Consider the following 11291-nt stretch of genomic DNA (forward strand, 5'->3'; position numbering starts at 1 on the left):
TCCAGATTAAAGGTGCGGACGGGTCGCAGCCATGGCCGGATGCGCATCGAAGACGGCGAACCAGGCGGCGGTCAGCGGATGGCCGGTGCGCCAGTTGAGTCCGGCAAAGCGGAAGTCGAGATAGCCGAGCGCGCAACCGATAGCAATGAGGCCAATATCCACGGGCCGATCGCTAAAATCGCTGACCTGACTTTCAATGGCCGCCAGCGCGGCGGCAACTTTTTTCAGCTGCGCGTCCGCCCAGTCCTGCCACTGCTTTTCAGGCGGCCGGGCGCTGAACTCGTAGCGTGCCAGCAATGCCGCATCAATTAACCCATCGCCCAGCGCCTGCCGTGCCAGGCTTTGCCAGCGCGCCTCCCCTTTTTGCGGGAATAAATCGCCCTGTGCACGCGCGTTGAGGTATTCGCAAATCACCCGGCTGTCATAAAGACAGATGCCGTCTTCGGTGCGCAGCGCCGGTACTTTTGCCAGCGGATTAAACGCGGCGATACGGTCGTCGCGCACCACAGGATGCGCGGCGGAATCCAGCCGTTCTATTTCATCAGCCAGTCCCAGCACTGTCGCGCACACCATGACTTTGCGCACATACGCAGAGGTGGAAGCAAAAAAGAGCTGCATCATGAGGCCACCTGCAACAGCACTTTGCCAATGTTGGCGTTGGCTTCGAGGATACGATGCGCGTCTGCGGCCTGCGCTAACGGTAGCGTTTGATGCAAAGTCGGGGCGATTTTACCGGCGGCGATCAGCGGCAAAAGATGTTTGCTGATGCACTGCGCCAGTCGCGTTTTCTCGCTTGCGCTTTTCGGGCGCAGCGTGGAGGAGGTCAGGCTCAGCCCCTTACGCATTACCAGTTGCAGATCGAGCTCAATCTTCGCCCCCTGCATAAAGGAAAGACTGACATGCCGACCACCCGGCGCTAACACGCTCAGATTGCGCGCCACGTAATCGCCGCCGACGTTATCCAGCACCACATCCACGCCGTGTCCCCCGGTTTCATCAACAATAACCGCAACGAAATCTTCGCTATGGCGGTTGATGGCGCGCCAGACGCCGAGCTGACGCAGCGCCGCCACCTTCTCCGCGCCGCCCGCCGTCGCCACCACCCGCGCCCCGCACGCCTGCGCGCATTGAAGGGCAAAGGTGCCCACGCCGCTGGCAGCACCGTGGATCAGTACGGTTTCCCCCGGCTGCAAACGCCCCAGTTCAAACAGGTTATGCCACACAGTAAATGCCGCTTCCGGCACGCCTGCCGCCTGCGCGAGCGGCAGGTTTTGCGGCACGGTTAAACAGAGGTCGGCGCGGGCCACGCAGTAGTCGGCATAACCGCCGCCGTTGAGCAGCGCCATCACCGGGGTGCCGACGGCGGGATAGTCAACACCTGCGCCCAGCGCCGCCACGGTGCCGGAAACCTCCAGCCCGAGCACATCGGTTACCCCCGGCGGCAACGGCATGCCGTTGCGCTGGAGGAGATCGGGACGGTTCACGCCCGCGCTGGCGACGCGGATCAGCACCTCACCCGCGCCAGGCTGCGGCACCTTCCGCTGTACGAGTTCTAACACCTCAGGACCGCCCGGCTGGCGCGCAATTATTGCGTTCATCATTTCAGGTATCATTGGCGCTTATTCCTGTTTCGCGGTGCTAAACGCACACACGCCTTCGTCATCAACATTGACGCCGACCAGGCTGCCGACGGGCCAGCGGGTCAGCGAATTCAGGCCGGACTGGCGGGCAAACAGCGCGGCGCTGCCAAGCGCGGGGGCATCAAGATGCACATCGACATGATCGCCCTGAAAGACGTGAGCGATCACCGTGGCGCTGAACAGCGAGTGCGGACTAAGCTGTGCCAGCTGAATATTTTCCGGACGCACGTAGACGTCAAGGCGCTCGTCAATGGTGGCCTGTACGCGTTCCGCCGGCAGACGCAGCACATTGCCACCCACCTCAAGTATCGCCGCGCCATCGCGTCCGGCGTAGCGCCCCGGCAGAATGTTCACATCCCCCACAAAGCCCGCGACAAACGGGTCCTGCGGATGACGATAAATCGCATCCGGCGTACCGATCTGCCGGACATGCCCTGCCGACATCACCACTACGCGATCGCTCATGCTCAGCGCTTCCCCCTGATCGTGCGTCACGAATACGGTAGTGACGCCAAGCTTGCGCTGGATCGCTTTCAGCTCAACCTGCATCGACAGGCGCAGATTTTTATCCAGCGCAGAGAACGGTTCATCCAGCAGCAGCACTTTGGGGCGGATCACCAGCGCACGCGCCAGCGCCACGCGCTGTTGCTGGCCTCCCGACAGTTCGCGCGGCTTGCGATGGCCGTAACCGGCAAGCTTCACCAGCGCCAGCGCCTGCTCAACGCGTTCGGCGATCTCGGCTTTTGGCACGCCGCGCATTCGCAGGCCGTAGCCCACGTTTTTCTCGACCGTCATATGCGGGAACAGAGCGTAGTTCTGAAATACGATACCGATTTCACGCTGCCAGGGCGGGATATCCGTCACCAGATCGCCATCAATGAAGATCTCGCCGCCGTCCGCTTCAGCGAAGCCCGCCATCAGGTTCAGCAGCGTGGTCTTGCCGCAGCCTGAGGGGCCGAGCAGCGTAATAAATTCTCCTTCCGCAATGGTCAGGGAAATTTTGTGTAAGGCGATGGCGTCGCCAAAGCGTTTCAGTACGCCATCAAGCCGTACGGCAACGTTCGCGTTGTTCACGACCGGGTGCAGCGTTTCGGGCTGCGGGAATGTGGTGACTTCTGCACTTACCATGGGCTCTCCAGAACGGGCTATCAAATGCTTGCCACCAGCATACGGCCTAAGTGCGCATCACGCGGTTAGTGCTTCCTGAAGCTGGCGTTTGGAAAAGGTAAAGCAGAGCGAAAAGGTGATGTCTTGCGGACGGAGGGCGGCCCTGGGCGCGCCCTGTGGTGATTTCTGTTGCGATCGTTTCACGCTTTTTGACACATCCACGCGGCGAGCCGGCGCAGAAGGGCATCGCAGGCGTCCAACTGTTTGACACTAATAAACTCATCGGGTTTGTGGCCCTGCGCCATACTGCCCGGCCCACATATCACGCTGGGGATGCCGGCATGATGGAATAACCCGCCTTCCGTCCCGAATGCAACGGTGCTGTAGTCCTCAGAACCGGTAAGGTGGGCAAGCAGCCGCGCGGCGGCGCTGTGTGCCGCAGTGTATAACGCGGGGTAACCGCTGATGGGAGAAAAGCGGATCGCGGTATCGCGATTGACGGCGTGCATCTGCGGCAGTAGCTCGCGTTGCGCGTAATGTTCCAGCTCCCGGGCCACCGCCTGCGCATCATCCTTCGGCAGCGTGCGCACTTCGAAGTCAAAAACACAGTCGGCTGGCACGATATTCAGCGCCCGACCGCCCTGGATCACGCCGGTTTGCACGGTGGTAAAGGGCGGGTCAAAACGCGCATCCTGCCGTTCCGGCGCCGCCAGCCGCTGCCCCATCAGCGTCAGATGGTGGATAAGCTTCGCAGCATATTCGATGGCATTAACCCCCTGCGGCGCATAGGCTGAATGGCAGGCCGCGCCCTGCACTTCGCAGCGAACGGCAAGCTTACCCTTGTGACCAGTCACCGGCTGTAATTCGGTGGGCTCACCAATCAGGCAGATATCAGGCTTATCCGGGCGCCGGGACAGCACGTCCAGCAAGGTACGCACGCCAAGGCACCCCACTTCCTCATCATACGAAATCGCCAGGTGTAGCGGTTGCGCCAGCGGCTGGGCAAGAAAATGCGGCACCGCCGCCAGTACGCAGGCGATAAACCCTTTCATGTCCGCCGTGCCGCGGCCATAGAGTTTGCCGTCGTGCTCAGTCAGGGCAAAGGGGGGCACGCTCCAGTTCTGCCCGTCAACCGGCACTACATCGCTGTGGCCGGACAGCATAACGCCGCCGCTCCCTGCCGGGCCGAGCCGCGCATAAAGATTGGCTTTGCTGCGCTCGTCGTTATGAATAAGCTCACAGTTGACGCCGAGTTCGGTTAAGTAGCCCCGGACAAAATCAATCAGCGCCAGGTTAGATTCGCGGCTGGTGGTATCAAACGCCACCAGCTGCTGCAGCAGTTCGCGACTGGTCATTATCAGCTCTCCTTGCGGTTATTCGTCGCCCGGCACGCCGTAACCCGGCGCGCTGCGGGGATCGAGCGCACGGGTTATATAGTCCTGCATCTGCGGTTTATAGGCTTGCCAGAGCTGGTTGAGTTCATCAATGGGATCGGCGTCAGTCCAGTCGACGCGCAAATCAACCACCGGCCAGACCGGAGAATCCACGATGGATAGCGCCGCCGAATGCACCGGGCCAGCCTCCCCGCCAACGTTCAGGCCCGCCTGCATCGCGGCAATGAGTCTGTCAGCAAGATGCCCTGAATGCTCTTCGAAGGCGTTCACCATCGCGGTAATGACCTGCGGACTCGCCAGCATATTGCCTGCCGCCACGCAGTTTTCCCCGGACAGCGCGTGGTGGACGCCCAGCGTCTTTTCACCGCTGTAGAACGCGCTTTGGCCGTCGGGCGTCATCACGGTGACCTGCCGGTATGTGAAATAGTCATCCGTATCCAGCCCGCCCTTCAACGCGGTTTCGGCACGGTCGCCCTGCTGCAAGCGATCAAGAATGCGTGACCCCAGCGCCGGTAAGGTGATGTTTTGGGTTGATACCGCGCCAACTTCGCTGCGCAGCCAGGGACAGCGCGCACCTACCGCGATGCTGGAAGAGCTGATAGCGATCCCCATCTGCCCGGTGCGCGCGCAGCGCCCGATAATCGAAAACGTCATGATTTATACTCCTGCTGGCGGCTGCCATTCGTCGGGGATCACAGCGATAACATCAATTTCCATCAGCCACTGCGGCTGTCCCAGCCCGGAGATGACCAGCCCGGTGGAGATCGGAAACACGCCTTTCAGCCACTTGCCAACGACCTGATAAACCGGCTCGCGGTAGCGGGGATCGATGATATAGGTGGTGGTTTTAACGATGTGTGACAGATCGCTGCCTGCCTCTTCCAGCAGCTGTTTAACGTTTTTCATCGCCTGCTCCGCCTGCGCAGCCGGATCGCCAAGCCCCACCAGGTTGCCGTCGAAGTCGGTGCCAATCTGACCACGAACGTAAACGGTATTGCCTGCACGAACCGCCTGGCAAAGATCGTTATCCAGCGACTGATTCGGGTAGGTTTCTTTGGTATTAAATTTGCGAATGCGGGTATGTGTGCTCATGTCTGCCTGCCAGGATAATGGATTCCCCGCCAGGTATACCTTCTCAGGCGCGACAAACAAAACAGCATAATCTGAGGCGTTAGTTTAGAAAATGCGAATACCTGCAGCTGCGCTCTGAACACGCCAGAGGAACATTAGCCTGCCTTTCGTACTTATAATCACCGATACGAGCAATAAGATGAAGCACCACCTGCTCCATTTATTAGCTTGCGTCACCCTTTTTACCGCCTCAAACAATAAAGGCTTTGCCTCTTGTTTTCCTGCCAGAGAGACTTCGTTATTATGCTCCCAGCGTATTTATAGAAAACCAATGAGACAACGTGAGACTTAATGAGAACAATAAACATCACTACCTCATTAAAATTTAAGAAAATGGACATCATAAGCCGATGAGTACACCAGAGAATTTCGACGCTCACACCCCGATGATGCAGCAGTATCTGAAGCTGAAAGCTCAGCATCCGGATATCCTGCTGTTTTACCGGATGGGTGACTTTTACGAACTGTTTTATGACGACGCGAAACGTGCTTCGCAGCTCATGGATATCTCGCTGACCAAACGCGGAGCTTCCGCCGGGGAACCTATTCCGATGGCGGGCGTACCGCACCACGCGGTTGAAAACTATCTGGCGAAGCTGGTCAATCTTGGCGAGTCGGTGGCGATTTGCGAACAGATCGGCGATCCGGCGACCAGTAAAGGGCCGGTGGAACGCAAGGTTGTGCGCATCGTTACCCCTGGCACGATCAGCGATGAAGCCCTGTTACAGGAGCGTCAGGATAACCTGCTGGCCGCTATCTGGCAGGACAGCAAAGGCTTTGGCTATGCCACCATGGATATCAGTTCCGGACGTTTTCGCCTCAGCGAGCCGATGGATCGGGAGACGATGGCCGCTGAGCTTCAGCGCACCAATCCTGCGGAGCTGCTGTATGCCGAGGATTTTGCCGAGCTGTCGCTGATTGAAGGGCGTCGTGGTTTGCGTCGTCGTCCGCTGTGGGAGTTTGAAATTGATACCGCTCGCCAGCAGCTTAATTTGCAGTTTGGCACCCGCGATCTGATTGGTTTCGGCGTCGAGAATGCGCCGCGTGGCCTGTGTGCCGCAGGTTGCCTGCTGCAATATGTAAAAGACACTCAGCGCACCGCCCTGCCGCATATTCGTTCGATCACTATGGAGCGCCAGCAGGACAGCATCATTATGGATGCCGCCACGCGCCGCAATCTGGAGATCACCCAGAATCTTGCCGGTGGCGTGGATAATACCCTGGCGTCGGTGCTTGACCGTACCGTCACCCCGATGGGCAGCCGCATGCTGAAACGCTGGCTGCATATGCCGGTGCGCGATACCCGCACGTTAACCGACCGCCAGCAGACTATCGGCGCGCTTCAACCCTATACCGGCGAACTGCAACCGGTGCTGCGTCAGGTGGGCGATCTGGAACGTATTCTGGCGCGTCTGGCGCTGCGCACCGCCCGTCCACGTGATTTAGCGCGGATGCGCTACGCTTTTCAGCAGCTGCCGGAACTGCGCAGTCAGCTTGAAAGCGTTGACAGCGCCCCGGTGCAGGTTCTGCGAGAAAAAATGGGCGAGTTTAGCGGACTGCGCGACTTGCTGGAGCGGGCGATCATTGAAGCACCGCCGGTACTGGTGCGCGATGGCGGTGTGATTGCGCCAGGCTACAACGCTGAGCTGGACGAGTGGCGTGCGCTGGCCGACGGGGCGACCGATTATCTGGATCGGCTGGAGATCCGCGAACGCGAACGTACCGGCCTTGATACGTTAAAAGTCGGGTTCAACGCCGTCCACGGTTACTACATTCAAATCAGCCGTGGGCAGAGTCATCTGGCTCCCATCAACTATGTTCGCCGTCAGACGCTGAAAAATGCTGAGCGCTATATCATCCCCGAGCTGAAAGAGTACGAAGACAAGGTTCTCACCTCCAAAGGCAAAGCGCTGGCGCTGGAAAAACAGCTTTATGATGAGCTGTTCGACCTGCTGCTCCCGCATCTGGCCGATTTACAGCAAAGCGCTACCGCACTGGCCGAACTGGACGTTCTGATCAACCTGGCCGAACGTGCTGAGACGTTGAACTACTGCTGTCCGACGTTCAGTGACAAGCCGGGCGTGCGCATTGAAGAAGGGCGTCATCCGGTGGTTGAACAGGTGCTGAATACGCCTTTTATCGCCAACCCGCTGAACCTGTCTGCACAGCGCCGGATGCTGATCATCACCGGCCCGAACATGGGCGGTAAAAGTACCTACATGCGTCAAACGGCGCTGATTGCGTTACTGGCCTATATCGGCAGCTATGTGCCAGCGCAAAAGGTAGAGATCGGTCCGATAGACCGTATCTTCACCCGCGTGGGGGCAGCGGACGATCTGGCGTCTGGCCGCTCGACCTTTATGGTCGAGATGACCGAAACGGCCAATATCCTGCATAACGCGACCGAAAACAGTCTGGTCCTGATGGATGAAATTGGCCGCGGCACCTCAACCTATGACGGACTGTCGCTGGCGTGGGCCTGCGCTGAGAATCTGGCAAACCGCATTAAATCCCTGACCTTATTTGCTACCCACTATTTCGAGCTGACGCAGCTTCCGGAAAAAATGGAAGGCGTCGCCAACGTCCATCTGGATGCGCTGGAGCACGGCGACACCATCGCCTTTATGCACAGCGTGCAGGACGGCGCGGCAAGCAAAAGTTACGGTCTGGCGGTAGCCGCCCTGGCGGGGGTACCAAAAGAGGTGATTAAGCGCGCGCGGCAAAAACTGCGCGAACTGGAGAGCCTCTCTCCAAATGCTGCGGCCACCCAGGTTGACGGCACGCAGATGTCGCTGCTGGCTCCCGCCGAGGAGACCAGTCCGGCGGTAGAGGCTCTGGAAAACCTCGATCCGGATACACTGACGCCGCGTCAGGCGCTGGAATGGATTTATCGGCTGAAGAGTCTGGTATAAACGACAGCCCGGTGGTTGAGGCCATCGGGCTGGCTATAGCTGATAAGTGGATGCAGGAAATGTTATAATACCAGCCTGTTTCACCTCCATCGGAAATTCCATGTCCTCTGTACGCTACCATAAAATAAATTCATCAGCCTGGCAGCACATCTGGGTCGTGGGTGATATTCACGGCTGCTATTCACTATTACAATCGCGCCTTGCCGACATTGGTTTTTGCCGGGAAAAAGATTTATTAATTTCCGTTGGCGATAATATCGATCGTGGTTCGGAAAATATGGAGGTTTTGCGACTGCTTAACGAACCCTGGTTTATCTCAGTGATGGGTAATCATGAGGCGATGGCGCTGGAGGCCTTTGCCACCCAGGACGGCAATATGTGGCTGGGTAATGGTGGAGCATGGTTTTTCGATCTGACGCAAGAAGAACAGCAAGAAGCGATAACGTTGCTTTTAACGTTTCACCAGCGACCTCACATTATTGAAGCCGAAAATGAAAGCGGCTTATATGTTATTGCTCATGCAGACTATCCGGCAACGCATTACCAATTTGGCAAGACGGTGGATCTTAACGGTGTTTTATGGTCAGTAGAGCGCGTTCTTAGATCGCTGGAAGGAAAGAGTGAAATAATAGGTGGGGCAGACCATTTTATTTTCGGCCATATGATCTTCGACCATATTCAACTATTTGCTAATCAACACTATATTGATACTGGCTCGGCAACATCAGGTAAGCTTGCCTTCTATCAGTTGCAATAGATAATAAAAAAAGGCCACTCATCAGAGTGACCTTTTTAAAATAGCATTATTTACTCGCGGAACAGCGCTTCGATATTCAGCCCCTGCGCCTGAAGGATTTCACGCAGACGGCGCAGACCTTCAACCTGGATCTGACGAACGCGTTCACGTGTCAGGCCGATTTCGCGGCCCACATCTTCAAGCGTTGCAGCTTCATAACCCAGCAGACCGAAACGACGCGCCAGCACTTCACGCTGTTTGGCGTTCAGTTCGAACAGCCATTTAACGATGCTTTGTTTCATGTCATCGTCTTGCGTGGTGTCTTCCGGGCCGTTGTCTTTTTCATCGGCCAGAATGTCCAGCAGCGCTTTTTCGGAATCGCCACCCAGCGGGGTGTCTACCGAGGTGATGCGCTCGTTAAGACGCAGCATACGGCTTACGTCATCAACCGGTTTGTCCAGCTGTTCAGCAATCTCTTCCGCACTCGGCTCGTGGTCCAGTTTGTGGGACAGTTCACGCGCGGTACGCAGATAAACGTTCAGCTCTTTGACAATATGGATCGGCAGACGAATCGTACGGGTTTGATTCATGATCGCCCGTTCAATGGTCTGACGGATCCACCACGTCGCGTAAGTTGAGAAGCGGAAACCACGTTCCGGATCAAATTTCTCAACCGCACGAATCAGCCCCAGATTGCCCTCTTCAATCAGATCCAGCAGCGCCAGACCACGATTACCATAACGACGGGCAATTTTCACGACCAGACGCAGGTTACTTTCAATCATGCGACGACGTGAGGCGACATCTCCGCGCAATGCGCGACGGGCGAAGTAAACTTCTTCTTCCGCTGTTAATAATGGAGAATAACCAATTTCTCCGAGGTAAAGCTGTGTCGCGTCAAGTACACGTTGTGTAGCGCCTTGCGATAACAGTTCTTCCTCTGCCAGGTCGTTATCACTAGGTTCCTCAACAACTAAGGCTTTTTCATCAAAAGCCTCTACTCCATTCTCATCAAATTGCGCGTCTTCATTTAAATCATGAACTTTCAGCGTATTCTGACTCATAAGGTGGCTCCTACCCGTGATCCCTGGACGACACACACTGGTGAGTGCATCCCGCCTGATTATCGCTGCGGTAAGTAACGCAGCGGGTTTACGGATTTCCCCTTGTAACGAATTTCAAAATGTAAACGTGTAGAGCTGGTTCCAGTGCTACCCATGGTAGCTATTTTCTGCCCCGCCTTGACCTCTTGTTGCTCCCGGACCAGCATTGTATCGTTATGGGCGTAGGCACTCAGGTAATCATCGTTATGTTTGATGATGATTAGATTACCGTAACCGCGCAGGGCATTCCCGGCATATACAACCCGACCGTCTGCGGTCGCGATGATAGCCTGACCTTTGCTACCTGCAATATCGATCCCTTTATTGCCGTTTTCGGTGGCAGAGAAGTTTTCGATAATGTTGCCATCAGTCGGCCAGCGCCAGGTAGAGATAGGCGAGCTGGTGGTCGTGCTGCTGGCTGTCGGTTCAGTTGTGCTGACGGTAGATGGCGCCGTAACAGGTGCCGTGACGGGTGTACTCGTCGTCGGGCGGTTGTTAGGCAACATTTTGTTAGCACTTTGTTCACCTGAGTCCTCAGAATATGTAATTGTTGGCTGGGATGCAACAGGCACGGTTGAATTCTGTGCAGGTTTTAAGACAATTCCTTGTGCATTTGCATCCGCTTGCGTCACCGCGTTGCCGCCGGTGATTGGCGTACCGGATGCATTGCCCACCTGAAGCACCTGTCCGACGTTCAAAGCATAGGGTGCCGCCACGTTATTACGCTGCGCCAGATCGCGGAAATCGTTCCCGGTCACCCACGCAATATAGAACAGCGTGTCGCCACGCTTAACGGTATAGGTGCTGCCGCCGGTATAGCTGCCTTTAGGGATATTGCCGTATTTACGGTTGTAAACAATACGACCGTTTTCAACCTGCACATTTTGCTGGGCAACAGGTTGCGTCGGCATGGTTTGCGGCTGCACGGGTTGTACTGGCTGAACAGGCTGGATCTGCGGCGTTTGCGGTGCCGGCGTTGAATTGCCCATTTTAGAAGGCGGCGTGATGAGCATCCCGGAATCTGCACTGGACGTGCCGGATGCGTTGCCGTTAACAGAGCTTACGGGTGCCGGGGTACTGTCCGAGTTACCGCAGCCTGCCAGACAAAGTGAAATCAGTGATAATGCCGCCACGCGGCTTACGGTGAATTTAGGGCTTCCCGTGCTCATTTATCCCCCAGGAATAGGTTAACTACCAGTGACTTAAAACCGTGCAAGGCAGCGGTGCGAACACTGAAAACAGGTTCACCATACGCTGAAATTTCATGA

General features: G+C 56.8%; 10 protein-coding genes. 2 read left to right on the forward strand and 8 right to left on the reverse strand.

What is annotated here, in order from left to right; translation table 11 throughout:
• Positions 1–6 precede the first annotated feature (6 nt).
• The 6 genes from P0H77_RS17065 to P0H77_RS17090 form a co-directional block, all read right to left on the reverse strand.
• A complete protein-coding gene (locus P0H77_RS17065) occupies positions 7–621 on the reverse strand; it encodes a glutathione S-transferase N-terminal domain-containing protein (RefSeq protein ID WP_276158489.1) in 615 nt (204 codons plus the stop codon).
• Complete coding sequence (locus tag P0H77_RS17070) at positions 618–1601, reverse strand: NAD(P)H-quinone oxidoreductase (protein ID WP_276158490.1); 984 nt, start codon at positions 1599–1601, stop codon at positions 618–620. Before P0H77_RS17070 ends, P0H77_RS17065 begins: the two co-directional genes overlap by 4 nt.
• A gap of 18 nt (positions 1602–1619) precedes the next feature.
• Complete coding sequence (locus tag P0H77_RS17075; RefSeq protein ID WP_276158491.1) at positions 1620–2768, reverse strand: ABC transporter ATP-binding protein; 1149 nt, start codon at positions 2766–2768, stop codon at positions 1620–1622.
• A 179-nt stretch (positions 2769–2947) separates the two neighbouring features.
• The gene (argE, locus tag P0H77_RS17080) at positions 2948–4102 is read right to left on the reverse strand and encodes an acetylornithine deacetylase (protein ID WP_276158492.1); all 1155 of its coding nucleotides are present in this window, start codon (positions 4100–4102) and stop codon (positions 2948–2950) included.
• Between the two features lie 18 nt (positions 4103–4120).
• A complete protein-coding gene (locus tag P0H77_RS17085) occupies positions 4121–4795 on the reverse strand; it encodes a DUF1028 domain-containing protein (RefSeq protein WP_276158493.1) in 675 nt (224 codons plus the stop codon).
• Positions 4796–4798: 3 nt separating this feature from the next.
• Positions 4799–5233: a RidA family protein gene (locus P0H77_RS17090; protein WP_276158494.1), complete on the reverse strand. Its 435-nt coding sequence runs from the start codon at positions 5231–5233 to the stop codon at positions 4799–4801.
• Between the two features lie 389 nt (positions 5234–5622).
• Here P0H77_RS17090 and mutS point away from each other — a divergent pair, with 389 nt between their 5' ends.
• Positions 5623–8184: a DNA mismatch repair protein MutS gene (mutS, locus tag P0H77_RS17095; RefSeq protein ID WP_276158495.1), complete on the forward strand. Its 2562-nt coding sequence runs from the start codon at positions 5623–5625 to the stop codon at positions 8182–8184.
• A gap of 100 nt (positions 8185–8284) precedes the next feature.
• A complete protein-coding gene (pphB, locus tag P0H77_RS17100) occupies positions 8285–8941 on the forward strand; it encodes a protein-serine/threonine phosphatase (RefSeq protein ID WP_276158496.1) in 657 nt (218 codons plus the stop codon).
• A 50-nt stretch (positions 8942–8991) separates the two neighbouring features.
• On the opposite strand, the gene rpoS is transcribed toward pphB, so the two are convergent.
• Positions 8992–9984, reverse strand: coding sequence for an RNA polymerase sigma factor RpoS (rpoS, locus tag P0H77_RS17105; RefSeq protein WP_103675254.1), 993 nt, complete (start codon positions 9982–9984; stop codon positions 8992–8994).
• A 59-nt stretch (positions 9985–10043) separates the two neighbouring features.
• Positions 10044–11138, reverse strand: coding sequence for a murein hydrolase activator NlpD (gene nlpD, locus P0H77_RS17110; protein WP_276165167.1), 1095 nt, complete (start codon positions 11136–11138; stop codon positions 10044–10046).
• Positions 11139–11291 lie beyond the last annotated feature (153 nt).

The organism is Superficieibacter sp. HKU1 (assembly GCF_029319185.1).
In the GTDB taxonomy this organism is placed as follows: Bacteria; Pseudomonadota; Gammaproteobacteria; order Enterobacterales; family Enterobacteriaceae; genus Superficieibacter.